Genomic DNA, 18140 nt, shown 5'->3' with positions numbered 1-18140 from the left:
GGCCTCTCACCTTGCAATCTTGTCTGCGAGATGATCACCGCGCGCCGGGTTGACCGGTGGGCCCGGCGAAGGCGGACTACCGTGAGACTGTTCACTGGTACGTGGCAGGGGCGGATGAGGGATGAACACCAACAGGGCTCGATCATGCGAGCCGACATGCGCCAGACGTATTCGCGACCGAACCGTCGCACAGCAGGGGGAAGGGCAGAAACCGTCCATCGAATCGTTGCATGCGATCGCCACCGAAATCGCGACTCACTGCGGGCATTCCGCGTTCAAGTCGCATCGGCTGGCCTGGGGATGGACCGTCGCCCAGGCCGTCGAAGAATTCCACCGGATGTGCCGGCGCGAGAACTTCAAACCCCGCGGCCTGGTCGTGCGCTCGTGGATGGAATGGGAGGCCGGGGCACGTCCCAGCTGGGACTACCAGGACCTGCTGTCACGGCTGTTCTCCACCAACCCCGTGGCCCTGGGATGGGCCACCGACTACGGCCCGGCCACACCACCAAGGTCCTCTCATGATGTCCTGCTGTCCGCTCGCACGCTGGTGCACCTGCCACCGGCCACCGACGCGTTCACCGGCCACCGCGACGAGGTCGCGCGATTGGTGAGTCTGCTGGAGAGCCCGTCCACCGCCGCGGTCGTGATCGCCGCGATCTCCGGCACGGCCGGTGTCGGTAAGACGGCGTTGGCCGTCCACGTCGCCCACCAGCTCCGTGACGCCTATCCCGACGGGCAGCTGTATGTCGACCTCGGCGGCACCCACACCAGCCCGGTCGCGGCAGCCGATGTTCTCGCCGGGTTCCTGCGCGAGTTCGGTGTCGAGGGCAGCGACATTCCCGAAGGTCTCGACGAACGCGCCCGCAAGTACCGCGCATGTCTGGCCGGGCGGCGAGTGCTGGTCGTGCTGGACAACGCCTCCGACGAAACACAGCTTCGCCCTTTGCTTCCCGGCACCGCCGGATCCGCTGTCCTGGTCACCAGCCGCGCGCCCATCGCCACGCTCGGAGGAATGCACGTGCCCCTCGATGTGCTCCCCGAAACCGAGGCCATCGAATTGCTGTCGCGGCTCATCGGAGCCGACCGCGCCGGCACCGAATCCGATGCGGTGCGTGAGATCGCGCGGCTGTGCGGCGGGCTGCCGCTGGCCCTGCGGATCGCGGGCGCCCGGCTTATGTCACGCCCGAACTGGACAGTGGCGTGGTTCGCAGACCGCCTGGCTGATGAGAGCCGACGCCTCGACCTCCTCGCGGTCGGTGATCTGGAAGTACGCGCCTCGTTCGCGCTGAGCTACCACAGCCGCAGCGCCGAGGAGCAGTCCGCGTTCAGAATGCTCGCACTGACCGCCCCGAGATTCCCTGCCTGGAATCTCGCCACTCTGCTCGATACCGACCTCGACAAGGCCGAGCAGCTGCTCGAGAACCTCGCCGACGCCCAGCTGGTCGAGATCGCCGGAATCGACACCACCGGCGCGATTCGATATCGCCTGCACGATCTCGTCCGCGTATTCGCCCGCGAATGCTCCACCCGCCACGACACCGACGATGCGCGCCGCAACGCCGCGCGACGGCTCATCGGCGACTACGCCACCGCAGTTACCGCTGCTGCCTCGATCCTGCACCCCGGAACCGACCCCAACATCAACAACCCCGACGGCGCCGACCGAACCGCCGCGGTCGAGATCGCCCGCGCCGCCCCCCGGCGATGGTTTACCGTTGAGCAGCGCAATCTCGTTGTCGGCGTTGAACTTGCCCACCATCTCGGATTGTGGGAGCAGACCTGGCAGCTGGCCGCCGCACTCTCAGCGATGTTCGAGTGGCGCGCGGACTGGCAAGCATGGGCCCACACCCACGAGCTGGCCCTGGACGCCGCCGGCAAGATCGCCACCGACGGCTACGGCGAAGCGGTCATCCTGCGTAGTCTCGGTGCGCTCTACCGGGAACTGGGCCGCTTCGAGGAAGCCGCCACGATGCTGACCCGCGCAGCCGCCGTCTTCCGGCGCCTCGCCGATCAGCGCCGGTGGGCAGCCACGATGAAACTGATCGGTGACACCCGCCGCTACCAGGGCCGTCTCGATGATGCCCTCGACGCGTTCTCCGCCTCGCTGCTGACCGCGCAATGCGAGTCCGACGACCGATCCGTCGCCGGTGTCCTCAACGGCCTCGGCGACGCCAGCCGCGGCCTGTCCCGCTTCGCCGAAGCCGACCGCTACTTCACCGAAAGCCTCACCATCTACCGCGACCTCGGCGACGAACTCGACCACGCTCGCACCCTCGTCCGCTACGGCCTGGCGCACCGCGACCAGTGGAACAACCCCGAGGCCCTGCGCCTGTTCGAACAAGCACTCTCAGTGTTCGAGGAATTCGATGACCAGCGCTGGCAGGCACGCACATTGCGCCACATCGCGGTCGTCCACCGCAACACCGGAAACCCCGACCACGCACTCGGGTTGTTCGAGGAATCGTTGTCGCTGTTCGATCGGCTCGCCGACCGCCGCGGCACCGCGGTCACCCTCCGCAACCGAGGCGACGCCCATCGTCTCACCGGCAACCGCCCGTCCGCGGCCGCCGACCTCACCCGCGCCTTAGCTATCTTCGAATCCATCGCTGATCACCGCTGGATCGCCCGCTGCCAGCTGAGCCTGACCGACCTGCACCGCGTCAACGGCGCCTACGACCAGGCCCACCACGCCCTCGACACCGCCTTCGACATCATCTACCGCACCACCGGTGACCGTCCCGCCCAAGCACGCGTCCAACGCCAACTCGGCATACTCTGCCGCGACGGAGGTGATTACGACACCGCCACCACCGCCTTGGTCGACGCCCATGCCCTGTTCACCAACCTCGGTGACGAGCTGTGGATCGCCCGCGTCCATGCCAGCCTCGCCCGGCTGGCGCAATGCCGGGGAGAGGACCCGGAGCCGGAGAGGAAGGAAGCCCTGGCGATCTGCCACCGCCGCGGAATCACCACACCCGACAGCATCGAACTGGTGTTGAAAGAATGGTGACAATGCCCGAACCCGTCGCCGACCCGACCCGCTACGAGCAGATCATGCGCGAGCACTCCCGGCACATCGGGGACGCGGCTGCCGTGCTCTGCGACGCCAGTCAGGCGGCGCGCTCGCTTGTTCCGGTGTCCAGCGAACATGAGCGGGTCATCCGCGATGTCGCCGCCGGTGTCGCCGCACCAGCGCTGGTCGGCGCTGTGGTGTGGATGCTGCGCGAAGCCGAGCGACGAGGTCTGGCGCGGCTGCGTTTCCTGTCCCGGGACGGGCAGATCTTCTACGAACTCACCAGGCGCCTCGCTCCTGTCGTGGGCGTCGATATCGACATCGAGTACGTCTACAGCAGCCGCCTGACCTGGAGCCTGGCCGCCAGCGACCCCACCCGGCTCGATGAGGAAGCTTGGCTGTTCAACAGCTTCATGAAATCCAACGCCCACGACCTGTGCGCGCGATTGGGTCTTACACTCGACCCCTACAGGACGCTGCTGGCGACTGCAGGAGTATCCCTGGACCCCGATGCTCGCGCCGACCAGCCTCGGCAAGCCGAAGCGATGCGACGGTTCCTGCGCACACCTCAGATCGCGGACGCTGTCGGGGACCACATCAACGAAACTCGCCGCATGCTGGTGGATTACGCCGCCGAGCATCTTCTCCTCGACCGTGAGACCGGGTTGGTCGACGCCGGATGGACCGGCCGTATGATCAACTCCCTGGCGCGCGCCTGCGGCATCACCGGACCGCAGCGGCCGCACGTGCTGCTGTGGGGGTACGAGCCGCGCGAAGTCGACCAGGCCGGCTTCGACCGGGTCGCGGCGTATATGTACAACACCGCCACCGGCGACGGCCTCCAATGGCGGGTACCCGACGCCCCCTTCCTCATAGAAACGTTCTGCATGGGCGACCATGGAATCGTCCTCGGCTACCGAGAAACCTCCGCAGGGCATGTACAACCAGTCCTGCAAACGTCAGGAAATCCCGCCGCCGAGGCGTGGGGCCTGCACACCTACCGCTCGACCCTCCACGCCTTCACCGAGCAGCTGACCGACCTGCCGAGCCAGGATCTGCGCCCACTCATCCACCAGCTCATGGACTCGTTCTGGTGCCATCCCTCGCCCGGCGAAGCCGCAGCCTGGGGCTCGTACCCCTACGACAGCGACCCCGCCGCCACCGCGACCCGGCCACTGGCCAGACCCCTCGATGAACATGCTCCCGTCCGCGGCGACCGCGCCTGGATCGCCGGTGCGCTGGCATTGAGCTCACCGACCGCCCGCGGACGCTACCTCGCCGAAGCCTCCGCCGGTGAACTTCTCGGAACCCCCGCCGCAGACTGAACGATCATCACAGGCGAACCGCGCGGCCCACCTCCCGCGCAGCGCTCAACGACCGATCGGCGGCCTGTCCTGTGGGGTGATGCCCAGCCGCTATAGCAGTATCCAGGAAAAACCCCACTGAGAGGGCGTCTCATATGGACGGAAATGGCTACACCGCATGGCGTGAGCGGCATGGCCGCTCGGGTGCCAGATCAGCCGAATACGGTTGCGGCAAAGCAACATCCGTAGACTCAAGCGAGAACTAATAGGACCTCGCCATAGGATGAGAGTCAATATATGGACAAATACAGTATTATCTGGGCGCAAGCGGCGCAAGAGTTGTTCTATGCCCAATCTAGCGAGTATGTGATCCTCAAACTCCCGAAACACAAGGATGTACCCGACTCCTGGACTGTCAGCGGGAAATTTGACGCGTTCCTCGGGCAGCTTCCGAAATCTGATTGCCGCTATGCCTTGTTGGCGTTCTTTGACGAACCCGTCGATGGGTGGAGCCGCGCCAAGTACTGCTTTGTCTCGTGGCTACCTGAGGACGCACCGGCGGAGACCGCGGTACGGTACCACTTCCATCAAGCTGACCTCTTCGACTCTCTATGCGAGGTGCTCCACAATGGTTTCCAGCACGTCGCAAAGACAGTCGCGAAGATAGAGGCCAGATATTATGACGATCTGGCCTACGAGGCAGTGCTGGACCAGGTTAACCGGCAAATCGAGAGCTGACCTGCGCGCGGGCAGAGTCGGTCACCTGTGGAGTGTGGTGAAGAAGGACCTTTCTTCCGTTGTCGCGGGCAGGTAGAGCGGAATATCGGCGAGGTCGGTGAAGTCCAGCCCGATGCCCGGATGCTGGACGGTCAGTCCGCACGATCGGTAGAAGGAAGTCAAATGCCGTCGCTCGGTGTCGAATCGCCCGTAGAAGATGCGAGCCTTCGCGGCTCGTGCGACGTCGATCGCGTTGTCCACGAGCGTCTTTCCGACCCCTCGTTCGCGATGCTCGTCGTCGACTCCCACAATCTGTAGTTCCGAGGTTTTCAGCAGCGCCGCCATCACCTTGTCACGGTCGGCCGACAACACCTGGGTCAGGACCGCCCAGGACGGCCCGGCGATGATCCCGCCCACGATGTGGCCGTCGAGAACGGCCACGAGCACCGCGGTGCGGGCAGCTACCGCCGCCGGGACACCGCCCTTGCTCTTGAGCAGCTGCTGTATCGGTTCGGTGGCTGGGCTGGTCAGCACCGATCCGAGGATTGCGGTCCGATGGAAACCGATCAAGAGATCGACCAGCATCCGCGGGTCGGCGTGACCTGCCATCGCCGACCATTGCTCGAATCTCCATAGTTCGCGCTCGCTTTCGGCACGGCGCACGATTAGCCGGCCAGTCGAGCCGCTGCGTAAGCTGTTGTCGCGGTCGGCAGCGTGGGGCGACTGCGCGGTGGTGCTGTCGGGGTGACGATCGATGGACATTGTTGTGTTCTCCTGTATCTAGAGGGTGTTCAGGACGCTGCTCGAGTGGAGACCGAATGCGCGCTTCGGCGTTCGCGGCACGCCTCGATCGGGACGGTGGTGAAGGCGTCTTCCGGTGCGCGGCGCGTGAACTGCTCGAATGCCCGCGCTGAGGCCGGCCAGGGGTTGGTGACCTGTCCGCTGGGGTGCTTGTACCAACTCCGCCCGGCGAGCGGCCACACGGTGTGGTCTATGACGTGGTCGAGCCATCGCTGATAGCGCTGCATCGTGGTCGCGTCGACTTCGATCGCTTCGGCGCCGATCTGTTCGCGCCAGCGCAAACTACGGATGATGTAGTCGATCTGGCGTTCCTTCATCACCGGGTTGCTACCTGCCGGGTTGAAGGTGTTCGGTCCGGCGATGAGGAACGCGTTCGGGAACCCTGGCACCGCCACTCCGAGGAATGCCGAGGCGCCCGAGGACCAGTGTTCGTGCAGCATCAAGCCGTTCCGGCCGCGGACGGTGACCGGTACGAGGAATTCAGGTGCTCGGAATCCGGTGGCGTAGATGACGGCGTCGGCTCGGTGGTGGCTGCCGTCGGCGGTGTCGAGTCCGTCGCTGGTGAACCGGGTGATCGGGGCGGTGATGAGTTCGACGTTGGGCCGGGTCAGTGCCGGGTAGTAGTGATTGTCGAGGATGATGCGTTTGCCGCCGATCGGATAGTCGGGGGTGAGTTTCGCGCGCAGCACCGGATCGGGGACCTGCCGGTGCAGGTGCCAGCGGGCAAGCAGTTCGGCCGGGCGTGCCGACCAGCCGCGGCGCATGATCGGCGCGATCACGGCGTCGGCGCCGCGGTACAGGGCCTGCCGGTAGAACCGGTGAGCGCTGGGCAGGCGCAGCACGGTACGCGACAGCGGCCCGAATTCCGTGGCGGGCTTGGGTAGCACCCACTGGGGTGTCCGCTGGAATACACGCACGCGTCGTGCGGTCGCCGCGATGGCGGGCAGGATCTGAGCAGCACTGGATCCCGTACCGATCACCGCGACATCAAGGCAGGACAAGTCGACGTCGTGGTCCCAGCGCGCGGTATGGAACATTGGCCCGATGAACGCCTCCTTCCCCTTGAAGGCGGGGACATTCGGCCGGTGCAGCTGCCCCACGGCGAAAACCACGACTTCGGCCACTATCTGCTGCCCAGATGCGGTCGTGAGTCGCCAGCGACCCTGGTCGTCGAGGTAAGTTGCCTCGCTGATCGGGGTGCCCAGCCGCAAATGCGCGGTGAGCCGGTGTTCACTGACGACCTGTCGGAGGTAGTCGAGAATCCGCGGCTGGCCGGGGTAGCGGGTGTGCCGGTTGCGGTAGGGCGTGAAGGAAAACGAGTAGAGATGCGCCGGGACGTCGCAGTTGCAGCCGGGGTAGGTGTTGTCGCGCCAGACGCCGCCGACGTCGTCGGCTTTCTCGTAGATGGCGAAGCGGTCGATGCCCGCGCGCCGCAGCGCTACACCCATACCGATCCCGCCGAAACCAGCACCGACGACAGCCACCTGCAGCTCCTCGGGTTCGACGTCGATCGGCGTCGCGGCGGAAACGGCTGGAGGAGAGGAGTGCTGCGCGGATGTGGTGTTCACTGGTTCACCACCTGATGAAACAGCGTTTCCCCGGGCAGGGGCGCGACGCAGGCGGGCAGATCGATCAGTGCGTTCATCTGCAGTGGCGCATCCGGTTGGGACACGTTCATGCCGCCGTGATGGTAGAACTCGGCCAATCCTGGTGTGTCGGTGTTGAACTGGCCGTATACCAAGCTCGCTCCGGCCTGGCGAGCGGTGGTGAGGGCGTGGCGCAGCAACGCGGTACCGACACCACAACGTCGCCAGCCGGGCTTGATCGCGAGGGCGTGGATCTTGATCGTTGCCAGCGCTGCTTGCAGGACGGTCGTGGGGCCAAGCATCGCCAGTTGTGCGCATGGGAAGAATGACGGTCCCGCTGCCAGGCCGCCGATGGGACGGTTATCGGCGACGGCGACCAGAGCCATCGTGCGCGCGGCCAGCACCGTCGGAATGCCGCCGGGGACGCTGGGGTTGTTCAGCTTCTCCGCGGCGTAGCTGTGGGTGAGGCCGGTGGAGAGGAGGCCCGCGTCGGCGACCTCGACGAGGTTGCGTCCGGCCGGGCGTGACTGCGGCACACCGGCGAGGTGATGCCATTGGGTGAATTCGCGCAGTTCGGCGCGGGAACTGGCGGGGCGGACCTGCACGGTGGTGCGGGCGGGGGTGGCATTAGTGGAGGGTTGCACGGGGTATCTCCGATCGAGGGTTGGTGAAGGCGGGACGTTGGCACACACGGCCTTCGGAGGGGCGTGGGCTATTCGGGCTGCCATATCCGCTGACCGTCGTGGGAGGTGGTGGCCCGGCCGAGTTGGGCGTCGGCGAAGTGCAGGCCGAACCCGAGAGTGCCGGGGGTGGTGAGCTGGGCGATGGCGGCGCGGCTGGTGATGACGGATTGAGCGGGGTCGTCGTCGATGGCGGCGGTGAGTTCGGGGTGGCTGATCTGCAGTGGGGTTTGCAGGGCGTCGCCGAAGACGATCAGCCGATGTCCGGGTGAGGTGATCACGTAGCCGAGGTGCCCGAGGCTGTGGCCTGGGAGGGCCAGGGCGTGGACGCCGGGGAAGATTTCCTCACCGTCGGTGATGGTGCGGACTTGGGCGGTGAAGATGTCGAGCATCTCGGTGCTGGCGCCGGTCGCGGCGGCGAGGCGGCGGTGCTGCCATTCGGTGTCGCCGATCAGGACGGGGATGTCGGCGAATGGGCTGCGCGCGGCGTCGGGGGCGGCCTGCCAGAGCCAGCCGATGTGATCGAGATGTAGGTGGGTGATGGCGACGAGTTCGATGTCGGCCAGGGTTTTGCGCGCGGCGGAGAGGCTGTCGAGCAGTTGCCCGCCGCGCATCAGCCCATACGGGGTGGGTACGGCCAGGGGCCCGAAGCCGGCGTCGATGAGCATGGCCCGGTTGCCGTGTTCGATCAGCAATGCGCCGACGCTGGCGACGAGGTAACCGTCGGGGTTGATCAGATGCGCGTGCTCGGCCCAGATGCGGTCGTCGGAGTCCGGCAGCCACGTGCGGGGTTCGAGCAGGGCGACGCCGTCGGGGAGGTAGGTGATGCGGTGGTCGCCAAACTGGTGGTGATGGAGAGTGGCGGGGCGGGTGTAGTGGTCGAGGCTGATAGTCATGATCGGGTCTCCTGATGTCGGGGTTCGGGGTGGGTGTGGCCGCCGCCGAGACGCGCGGCCCTGTAGCGCGGCGGGTCGGTGTGCTGGAGGGCGGGTGAAGTCGCGGCGGCTTGGCGGCCGGGTCACGGCGCGACCTCGCGTGTGGGTGCGCTCGCCCGGTGTTCTGTTGCGGGCTCCGCGGATTCGGAAAACGGCATGGGCTTCTCGCAGGTGGGATCAAATGCGGGCAACGGCGGTCTTGCCGCGTCGGTTACGGATCGGGCCCGGCGTCCGGATACGCCGCGACCGAGGCGGTCTCGCCTGCGTCGACGCCAATTGCGCTGTCCCAGCTGTCGGTCGCAGCCTCAGGGATCGCGGCGTCGAGGGCGTGGCGGGCTTGTTCGATCAGCGCTTTCGGTGTCGGAGGCTGCTCAGCATCCGGGTCTACGGTGGTGAGGTCGCGGTCGATGCGACGGAGGCTCTTCAGCGAGCGCCGCACGCCATCGGCGATAGCGGTGTGGGTGTAGCTGCGCCAGTGGGTGTCGAGGTCATCCTGGTTGTAGTGCAGGTAGCCCTCGACTCGCTGGGCGAGGTCCCTGGTGGCGGTCTCGAATGCTCGGGCACGGGACCGTGCGCCCAGGCCGATCGAGGTGGCGGTGCGGTCGGCGCGCGTCCACAGCGCTTCCATGTTGCGCCGCAACTGGTGGGCGGCGGCCGGGTCCGGCTCGGCCTCGGCGGTGGTGATACCGAGGAGATGGTCGCGGGCGACGGCGATGGCGGCCATGTCGGTGAGCTGGCGCATGTCGTCCGCGACGCGAGGGGTGCTTCGCCGTCCCGGGCCGGGCGTGGCGCCGGAAGCAGGTGATCGTCGTTCCAGGCGCGGCCGGTTTCGGCGAACCGCCGAACAACCCCGATCCAGTCGGCCGGCACACCACGATCGCGGGCTTGGATCTCCGCCAAGCTGAGTTGCCGGTCGGTCGCGGCGATCTGCTCGAACAAAGCTGTCGTCGCTGTGGCCTCCGCGTCGATGGCCGGGAGGGTGTCGCGCAGGTGGGTGGCGTCGGCGGCCAGCTGGTGGATGCGGCGCAGCAGGACCGCGTGTTCGGGTGGGATATCCCCGCTGCGGATGCCTGGTCGTGGGTGGGTCATTGTCCGTAGCCCTCGCCCGGTGAGGAGAACTCCGGCACACCGATCTCGGGGTCCGTCGTGGGGTCGTTCACCCATGCCTCGGTGCCGACAGCGTGGCTGAAAACCGCTGTGGCGCGGTCGGTTTCGGTGTCGTGGACGGCTGCGCCGGTGGGAATCGCGGCGTCGACCGCGGCGTCGATGTCGGCGCCGGTGGTGTCAGCGGACCGGAACAGCGGCGGCGGGAGCGTCAGCCCTGTCGTGATCGCGTGCACCAGCTCGTCGTGGTCGCACAACGCCGCCGCGGTGGCGGTCGGGATTCCTGCGTTGTTCAGTGCGATGGCTTGCAACGCGTAGGAGCGAGTGTCGGTGCGGGCGATCTGCTGCCAACGCTGTATCACCTGTTCGGCGGGAAGGCCGTCGACGGACGCGAGTGCGGCGTGAGCCCACTCCTCGGTGTTGCCCCACAAGTCGTGGCCTTCCTCGCTGGTGAGGCCGAGCAGGTTGGCCACCGCTGCGGTTCTGGAGCGCAGCGCATGTAGGTTGCCCTCGACCTCGGCAACGGTGGTGGCGTCGCTGGCCGGGTTGATCCGGTCGTTGGCGGTGTGCACGGCGGTCCACTCGCGCAGCTGGTGCACATCGGCGGACAGATCGCCGAGGACGCGGTCCCAGTCGGCGGGTTCGGGGGTGCGCAGGTAGAGGTCGGCGCGCCAGTGGGTGCCGCGGTCGCCGCGTTCACGCACGTGCTCGATCCACACGCGCGGCACCCCACCTGCGGAGGCGGCATCGATCAATGCCTCACGCACGAGCGCGCGGCCTTGATAGTCCTCATACCAGGACTGCGGCGGTGTTTGCCCGGTCTGCTGCTGGCGTTCGGTGGCGTTGGCGACCATCCGGTTGAGGAACACCGTTTGGTTCTGCAGAGCTTTCAGCACCGCCGCCTGCGCCCGCGTTGGCGCCCTCACGACCCCGCCCCCGGGGTGAAGCTGTCACCGAAGGCGCGGAAGTCGGGACCGAACCCGAGCCGCTCGATCGGGGTGCTCGCGCCGGGCGCCCCGAACCACGCGGCAGGCACGGGTTCGGCCGGGAGGCCGGGGGTGTCGATGTGCTGGTCGGGGGTGCAGCGGTGCAGGGGTCCGTTGGCGGCGTCGAGGATGTAGCGCAGGTGCGGGTCGATGTGGCGGGTGAACAGGGTGCTCATCGCGGATTTGTCTTGCGCCACGCGGGCGGCTTCGAACCCCCGGTGCAGCCCGGCGAAACGGACCGCGACGGCGCGATGCGCCCACCACCGGCGACACCACGTGTATTGGCCTTCGCGGTTGTTGGCCGCGATCCGCACCGAGGTCACCGGCAGCAGCCACTGCTGCACGAACTCACTCCAGTGCTCGAATAGCGGCGGCGGCCCCTTCTGCTCCTGGTGGTCTCCGTTGTTTGCGGGCTGGGAGGGTGTGAAATAGCGGGTGGGGACCGGCTCGAACGGCAGGCTGGGTGTGGCGATGTGGGTGGTGCGGGTGCAGCGGTGCAGGGGGCCGTTGGCGGCGTCGAGGATGACTTTGAAGTGGGCATCGACGTGGGAGAGCACGAAGGTGCTGAAGCCGTTGCCGGTGCGGGCGCGTTTTTGGGCTTCGAACGCGGCGTGCAGGTGCGCGATGCGCACCGCGACCGCGCGGTGTGCCCACCACCGTGGGCACCAGGTGTAGGTGTTCTCCCGGTTGGCTTCGGCCAGCCGGACGCTGATGAACGGCCACAACCACTTCTCGGCGAAGTCGGTGAAATGCTGATACGACGGCGGCTGCGGCTTCTTCGGCGCGTTGTTCTTCCCCGCCGCGGGACTTGCCGTCCCCGGGGTCGGCGCGTTCACCGGTGCTCACCGCCATCGGCCGGATCCTCCTCGGATCCAGTGGCTGACGCCGCGTTCTGCTCGGCGGCTTTCTGGAACCGGGCGAGTGATGTCCGGATCAGGGGCGCGTATTCGGTGTCCGACCACCAGATTTTGCGGACCACAACGGGTCCGTGGTTCGGGAGCCGGACTAGGGCGCGGTCTTTCGGCAGGGCTGCCAGCAACGCGGTGTCGAGGATGGGTTCAGCGCGCCAGGACACGGTGCGGTTGGTGCCCTGGGCGCCGCGGCTGCGGGAGCGGTCGGCGACGTCGTGCGGGCCGGTCATCGCCGACCAGTGCTCCAGATAGTCGGTTGCGGCGATGCCGCCGCCGTAGACCTCGATGGACTGGGCGCGCATCGTCTTCAATCCGTTGACGCCCCAGAGGTCTTCGCCTTGTTCGAGGACTTGCAAGATCGTCATCAATACGATTCCGCAGCCGCCGGCGTAGGTGTAGTAGGCGGGCAGTTCGGCGATGCGGGCGCAGTTGGCGGCCTCGTCCAGCACCGCCAGCAGCGGCACCGCCAGCCGCCCGTCCGGGCGAGCTCGTGCCGCGTCCAGCGCGGCTTCCAGGATTTGCCCGACCAGCGCGGAGGTCAGGGGGGTGGCGCCGTCGGGTCCGGCCATCGACAGCGCATACAACGTGTCGCTGCTGGTGACGAACTGCGCGGGTTGGAACTGCGGCAGGTCATGGGTGGGGTCTTGTTCGGTCCGGTCGATGACGACTTCGGTTTTGCGGGTCTTCTTATCGACCGCCTCGCGGACCGCTATTCGCACTCGCCGTTGGGGTGTGACCATGCGGGCGTAGCCCTCGTCGGTGAGGACGTTCAGGAAGCGGCGGGCCATGTCGAACAGGCCGTCGCGTTGGCGGCTGTAGAGCGCTTGGGATTCGAGGATGCGTTCGGCGGAGCGGTGGTGTTGGTAGTGGCGGAGGATCAGCGCCGGGGTCTGGTCTTGATCTTTGCCGAGCCATTCGGCCACATGCAGCAGATCCCCGCCCACGCAGGCCGCAGCGTACAGATACAGTGCCAGCAGTTCTTGGGCGCCGCCGTCGAAGTAGGAATCGACCTTGGCGTTGGCGGCTTGTGACGCGGAGCCGGAGGCGGCGGAGACGAAGAACCCGGCCAGCTTCCGCGCCTTGGGCAGGCTGGTGACCTGAGCCAACAAGTCGACCCAGAACCCGCATTCCACTTTCCCGGTGACTCCTTGGAGGTCGCACAGCCAGATCTGGCCGCGCTGTTCACGCCCGTGGAGGGTGTGCCGGTAGAGGTCCGGTTTGTTGCTGGTCGCCAAGCACGGGCCCCACGCTGAGAGCACAGCCGGGATCGCCCACGCCATCGTTTTGCCGGTGCGGGTGCCCGCGGCGATCGTCACCCCCAGCTCGGCGGGCACGAATAGTTCCACCCCGCCGATGACGGTCTTGCCCAGCGGTGGTCCTTTGAGGGCTTTGATTTCCTGGGGCGCGTCGCGCAGCAATCGCTTGTTGGCGCGCAGGATGTCCCGCTTCCGCGCCATCCGAATGTCGCGGGGCCGTTGCATGGTGCGCGCGGCGGCGTCGATCTCACTGCCCGATCCGAATGTCCGCCAACCGAACACGGCCAGCCCGCTGCCGGCCAGCAGGTAGACGGCAGCGATGAGGGTGGCTTGCCACGGCCAGGTGTGCTGCCCGGTAGCGACCTCCAGCAGGGCACCGACGGGGTGGCGGGTGACGGGCAGTCCGGCCCAGCGGCTGCCCAGGCTCAGCGCAGACCACGCTGCCAGCGCGATCAGCACCACGACGAGAAACAGCAGCAACAGGGTGGTTTCCTCGCCGAGTCCGCGTTTCGTGCGGCGGCGAGTTTCCCGAGTCGAGAACATGATTCAGTCCTTCCGAGGGATGCGCATGTCTGGGGAGCGAGGGGTGTTCAGGCCGTCGGGTCGGCGTTCACAGCGGTCTCGTGCGAGGTCACGGCCGGGTGGCCCTCCAGGTCGTCGGTGGGGCTCCACTCGCCGAACTGGCTGTCGGGCAGCGCGGCGTCGATGGCCGCGCCGATCTCCGCGCCACCGCCGTGTTCGAGGCCCGTCACCGGGTCCGGCAGCGCGAGGTTTTCGAGGTTCGCAGGATCATGTGAGTAGGTACCTGCCAGTCCGGCGTGATAGGCGGCCTCGATGTCGGCCGGTGAGGCTGCGGCGTCCGCGGCGGCGACGCGGGCCGTGCGGGCGGCATCCAGAAGGGATTCCAGCCGTGCGAGGTGCTGTTGATACCGCTCAGGTGCGCTCGGCCACGCATCCGAGAGGTGGGTGTGTTCGGCGGTCGCGTCTTGCAGTTGCCGCAATGCCATGCGTTGACGGCTGAGGCGTTCGTCTCGGCCGGTGTCGCCGTCGCCTTCTGTTTCCTCGGCTTCCAGCAGCCGGTCGGTTTCGGCGATGATCGCGTCGACTTCGGCGAGGCTGGCCAGTTCCGGTCCGCGTCCGCCGAGCGCGCGTTCCAGCACGCTGGCGCGCTCGGTCGCGCGTTCTGGTGAGTGGTCGGGTGGTCGCCAGCGGGCGCCGTCTTGTTCGGAGCCGGTGGTGGGGGTTTCGATGTGGCCGGTGATTTCGGCGGCTTGGCGCAGATTCCGCCACACCACCGGCTCGACGGCGAAGTCCCCGGCGGCTCGGGCGCGGGTGATGCGGTGGTAAGCGGCGCGGGTGAATTCCGGGCGCGCCTCCCACCCGGCGACCGCAGCCTGTAGTTGTCCCCACAAGCGGCGGTGCTCGGGTGCTTCGTGGCGTCCCCAGTGGGCGGCCAGCTCGTCAGCCCAGGCGGTGAATTGTTGCTGTTGTTCCGGGGTTTCGCCGTGTGGTGCGATCAACCGCAGCTGGTAGTAGTGGGTGAAATCCGCCCGGATTCGGGCCTCGGTGTCGTTGGCGGCGTCGCGGTAGTAGCGCGGATCGGTGGTGCCGCATCGCGGATCGGGCCAGCTCATCGCCGCACCCGCCGATCATCGTGAGGGATCGGTCGATGCTGCTGCGCAACAGCGGGATTGAGTGTGGTTTCGGACATCGTCGACCTCCGGTGAAGGAAGGGCGTGTACCGCGTTCCGTCATGTGACGGCATTTGCGCGGTAGTGGATGTCCCCTGGCGGTTCGGGTTCGAACGTTCCGGTCAGTACCCGGTGACCAGTACGTCGACGAGAAAGCGTGGGCAATGAAGTCGTCAGTTCAGTTGATCGGTCGTCGGCGGGTGTGTTCCCTTCTCTGTGACGGCTCGAGCAGGCTCGGCTAGTACGGGTCGATACCCAGGTCGGTCGGCCCGCGGGAGCCCCCGACGGGATGGGAGGGGTCGGGCTCGGCATCCCACGCGTGTTCGCCTGTGGCGACGGCGGCGTCGACGGCCGCGCTGATAGCGGCTGCGGCGCCGGGGTCTGCGTCGGTGGGCTCGCTGTTGAGGGCGGCGTCGACGAACTGCGCGCGCAGTGATGCCGCGGCGGTGTCGATCATCTGCTGCGGTGTCGGTGGCGTGACCTCGGTGCCAGCGGTGGGGGTGCCGGTATCGGGGTCGGTGGGAACGTAGGGCGGGATCGCCAGGTCGGGGCTCGGGGCTGCGTAGGCGTTCCATTCGGCCACCAAATCCAGCTCGTTGTAGGTTTCCAGGTGCACCGCGTGCGTGCGGCGCGAGCCTTCCGCGGCCGGACCCCAAAACAGGTCGGCTTCGGTGGCGGTGAACTGCGCGGCGTGCGCCAGCGCAGTGACTCGTTGGTGATACAGCTGCATGTTGCGGGCGAACTGCGCTGCGGCGGCCGGGTTGGTGCCGTAACTCCACCGCCCGGTGGAGATCCGGTCCGCGTGGGCGGCGGCGAGCGCGGCCATCCGCTCGAGATGCCACAGATCGAGGCTGAGCATGTCGATGTAGAAGTCCTGTGCGGCGTTGTCGCGCACCGGGTTTTGCCGCACCCCGGCCTCCACCCGGGGGCGGGTGCTGGCGGTGCCGAGTTCGCGAGCATCGGCGATCCACGCTGGTTCGATGCCTGCGGTCAGCGCGGTTTGTTCGGCCTGCTCGCGTTGAGCTTCCAGTCCGTCCAGATGCGCTTGCCACGCGGCCTGCTGGTCGCCGTCGCTGGTGAGCGCTTCGAACTTCTCCCACCCGGCATCTGCGATGCGGGTGTGTTCGGCGGCCAGCCGCCGGATCCGCATCAACAACTGCGCCTGCCACTGCGCCACGGTCTGCGCGGGCGAGAATTCCGCTTCAGGAGTGGTCATCGTCGTGCCCGCCTCACCAATCACGCTCGATCGACGACCCGGATTCCGGTGGCCGGATGTCGGGTTTGCCCGCAGGTTCGCTGTCCCATACCGCGGTCAGGTCGGCAGGCAGCGCCGCGTCCACCGCCGCACCGATACCGGCCTCGGCGGCCACCTGCCCGGGTGTGACGGTCGACAGTGCTCTGGTGGCGCGGTCGATGAGCAGGTGCGGGGCGGGTGGCGCGGAAACCGGTTCGGGGGTTGTCACCTCGTTGATGGCGAGGGTGTCGAGTGCTCGGCGGGCGTCGTGTTCGATGCCGCGCCAGGCGTAGGCGCGCCACCGTTCCGACAGGGCATTGTCGTCGTAGCCGCGCACGGTCACCGACACCAGCTTCAGCCAGCCCGCGTCGTCACGCTCCCACAGCTGCGCGCGTTCCTCGGCGCTCAACCCGATGACGTGGGCGGTTTCGGCCGCCCGGATCCACAAGGCGTCCATGTTCCGGTCGAACTGCTCGCGCGCGGCGGGGTCGTCGGCCAGAGTGTCGTCGAGTCCGCGCAGACGGTGCTCGACCTTGACCGCGGCCATGTGCTCGAGCTGCCAGATGTCCGCGGCGATACCTTCGACCATGTGCGCGCGTACCGGGTCTTCCCCGTGGCGCATCGTGGGTGGGGAGTGCACGCTGTCGCCCCACCGTTGGCCGCGCTGTCCGGCGATGCGGGCTGCGGTGATCGCCGTCTGCGGTAGGCCGACGGCGGCGGCGTGGATTTCGATCTCGCTGCGGTCGGCGTCGAGGGCGCGTAAATGGGTGCGCCAGGTCTGGACTTGGATCTCGCCGCTACCGTAGTGCGGCTGGTAGTTCGGATATCCCTGGTGCAGGACCCGGGTGTGGTCGGCGGCGGTGTTCTGGATGCGTTCGAGCAGCCGCAGCTTCCAGCTCGGCAGCCCTTCCAGATCAGGTGTTGGACGACTCACGGGCATGTGCCTTTCTTCTGCAATGTGTGGACAGGCGATCGGTGCATTCCAGGCGGGTCACGGCTCGGGTCCGGGAGTGAGTTCGGGCGGCGAGCCGGCCACCTCGAGCGCGTCGTCGACCGGGTTGGGGCCTGCGCTGCGGGTGTCGGACAGGCCGGCGGCGTCGATGGCGGCGGTGATATCGGCGGCGAGCCCGGGTTCGCGGCCCGGGTCGACGACGATCAGCGCGGTGGCGGCGCGGTCGGTGGTGGTGAGCGCGGCGGCAGCGTGTTCGACCATGCGGTCGGGTGAGATCGGCATCTGGGTGGCGATGTCGTCGGGGGTGATCCCCGCGGCTTGCAACACCAGCATCGGCATCGCCACCGCGGTGAAGTCCGCGCCCGCCACTTGCTTCCACCGCTTCGCAAGCTGCTGGTCGCTCTGCCCGCGCAGCTGCTCGGCCACCGTCGTAGCCCAGTGCCCGTATCCGCGCTGCCACACCTGGTGGCGTTCGTCCTCGCTCAATCCCAGTGCGTGGGAGACCGCGCCGAGGCGCTGCCAGGTCATGCCCATCACTCGGCGAAACCGCGCTACCGCGTCCTCGTCGAGCGCGGTGCGGCGGGGGTAGGCGGCGCCGAGACCGGCCATGTCCTGCAACCCGTGGATCTCCTGCCGCAGCGCGGTGACCAGGGCGTTGCGCTCGACCTGCCCGGAACCGAGGAGGGCTTGTCCGGGCTGCCAGCGGGTGCCACGTTCTCCGGCGGCGCGCGCGTAATCGATCCACGACTTCGGTACCCCGACCGCCAGCGCGACCGCTTCGCACTGGTGGCGGGAGCGCTGCCCGATCCGTACTTGCGCCACCACCTCCGGCGGCGGACTCGTGTGACCGGCCTGGTGGGCGCGCTCGAGCAGTTGCTGGCTGTCGTAGGCGAGGTTCTGCACCGCTTTGAGCAGGTGCGCCTGCAACGGAGTCGGGGCGTCCATCTCACCGGCCTCCGCCCCGCCGCTG

The 18140-nt window shown here is 67.7% G+C and carries 15 protein-coding genes; 3 read left to right on the top strand and 12 right to left on the bottom strand.

Going from position 1 to position 18140, the window contains the following annotated elements:
* Positions 1-226 precede the first annotated feature (226 nt).
* The 3 genes from M8859_RS30345 (at position 227) to M8859_RS30335 (ending at position 5055) form a co-directional block, all read left to right on the top strand.
* Positions 227-3010, top strand: a complete 2784-nt coding sequence (locus M8859_RS30345; protein ID WP_249645247.1) for an ATP-binding protein — start codon at positions 227-229, stop codon at positions 3008-3010.
* 2 nt (positions 3011-3012) lie between these two features.
* Positions 3013-4338 (top strand): hypothetical protein, encoded by a 1326-nt coding sequence (locus M8859_RS30340; protein WP_249645246.1) that lies wholly within the window; start codon positions 3013-3015, stop codon positions 4336-4338.
* A gap of 276 nt (positions 4339-4614) precedes the next feature.
* Positions 4615-5055: a cofilin family protein gene (locus M8859_RS30335; protein WP_249645245.1), complete on the top strand. Its 441-nt coding sequence runs from the start codon at positions 4615-4617 to the stop codon at positions 5053-5055.
* Between the two features lie 21 nt (positions 5056-5076).
* On the opposite strand, the gene M8859_RS30330 is transcribed toward M8859_RS30335, so the two are convergent.
* The 12 genes from M8859_RS30330 to M8859_RS30275 all read right to left on the bottom strand — a co-directional run bounded on the left by M8859_RS30330 (position 5077) and on the right by M8859_RS30275 (position 18115).
* Positions 5077-5796, bottom strand: a complete 720-nt coding sequence (locus M8859_RS30330; RefSeq protein ID WP_249645244.1) for a GNAT family N-acetyltransferase — start codon at positions 5794-5796, stop codon at positions 5077-5079.
* Between the two features lie 29 nt (positions 5797-5825).
* Positions 5826-7403: a flavin-containing monooxygenase gene (locus M8859_RS30325; RefSeq protein ID WP_249645243.1), complete on the bottom strand. Its 1578-nt coding sequence runs from the start codon at positions 7401-7403 to the stop codon at positions 5826-5828.
* Positions 7400-8065: a GNAT family N-acetyltransferase gene (locus tag M8859_RS37370; protein ID WP_249645242.1), complete on the bottom strand. Its 666-nt coding sequence runs from the start codon at positions 8063-8065 to the stop codon at positions 7400-7402. The genes M8859_RS30325 and M8859_RS37370 overlap by 4 nt, the downstream gene beginning before the upstream one ends.
* 68 nt (positions 8066-8133) lie before the next feature.
* Entirely contained in the window at positions 8134-8997 is an 864-nt protein-coding gene (locus M8859_RS30315; RefSeq protein WP_249645241.1) for an MBL fold metallo-hydrolase, read from the bottom strand.
* A 250-nt stretch (positions 8998-9247) separates the two neighbouring features.
* Positions 9248-9778 (bottom strand): hypothetical protein, encoded by a 531-nt coding sequence (locus M8859_RS30310; protein ID WP_249645240.1) that lies wholly within the window; start codon positions 9776-9778, stop codon positions 9248-9250.
* 343 nt (positions 9779-10121) lie between these two features.
* A complete protein-coding gene (locus tag M8859_RS30305; protein WP_249645239.1) occupies positions 10122-11066 on the bottom strand; it encodes a hypothetical protein in 945 nt (314 codons plus the stop codon).
* A complete protein-coding gene (locus M8859_RS37365; protein ID WP_249645238.1) occupies positions 11063-11962 on the bottom strand; it encodes a DUF4913 domain-containing protein in 900 nt (299 codons plus the stop codon). The genes M8859_RS30305 and M8859_RS37365 overlap by 4 nt, the downstream gene beginning before the upstream one ends.
* Positions 11959-13836, bottom strand: coding sequence for a type IV secretory system conjugative DNA transfer family protein (locus tag M8859_RS30295; protein ID WP_249645237.1), 1878 nt, complete (start codon positions 13834-13836; stop codon positions 11959-11961). Before M8859_RS30295 ends, M8859_RS37365 begins: the two co-directional genes overlap by 4 nt.
* Positions 13837-13883: 47 nt before the next feature.
* A complete protein-coding gene (locus M8859_RS30290; RefSeq protein WP_249645236.1) occupies positions 13884-14927 on the bottom strand; it encodes a hypothetical protein in 1044 nt (347 codons plus the stop codon).
* 295 nt (positions 14928-15222) lie between these two features.
* A complete protein-coding gene (locus M8859_RS30285) occupies positions 15223-16200 on the bottom strand; it encodes a hypothetical protein (RefSeq protein ID WP_249645235.1) in 978 nt (325 codons plus the stop codon).
* A 13-nt stretch (positions 16201-16213) separates the two neighbouring features.
* Positions 16214-17152, bottom strand: a complete 939-nt coding sequence (locus tag M8859_RS30280; protein ID WP_249645234.1) for a hypothetical protein — start codon at positions 17150-17152, stop codon at positions 16214-16216.
* 57 nt (positions 17153-17209) lie between these two features.
* Complete coding sequence (locus M8859_RS30275) at positions 17210-18115, bottom strand: hypothetical protein (RefSeq protein WP_249645233.1); 906 nt, start codon at positions 18113-18115, stop codon at positions 17210-17212.
* Positions 18116-18140: the final 25 nt, after the last annotated feature.

The sequence above is a fragment of the Nocardia sputi genome (assembly GCF_023501985.1).
The sequence above is the reverse complement of the archived record's forward strand: the minus strand, read 5'-3'. Positions and strand labels throughout refer to the sequence as shown.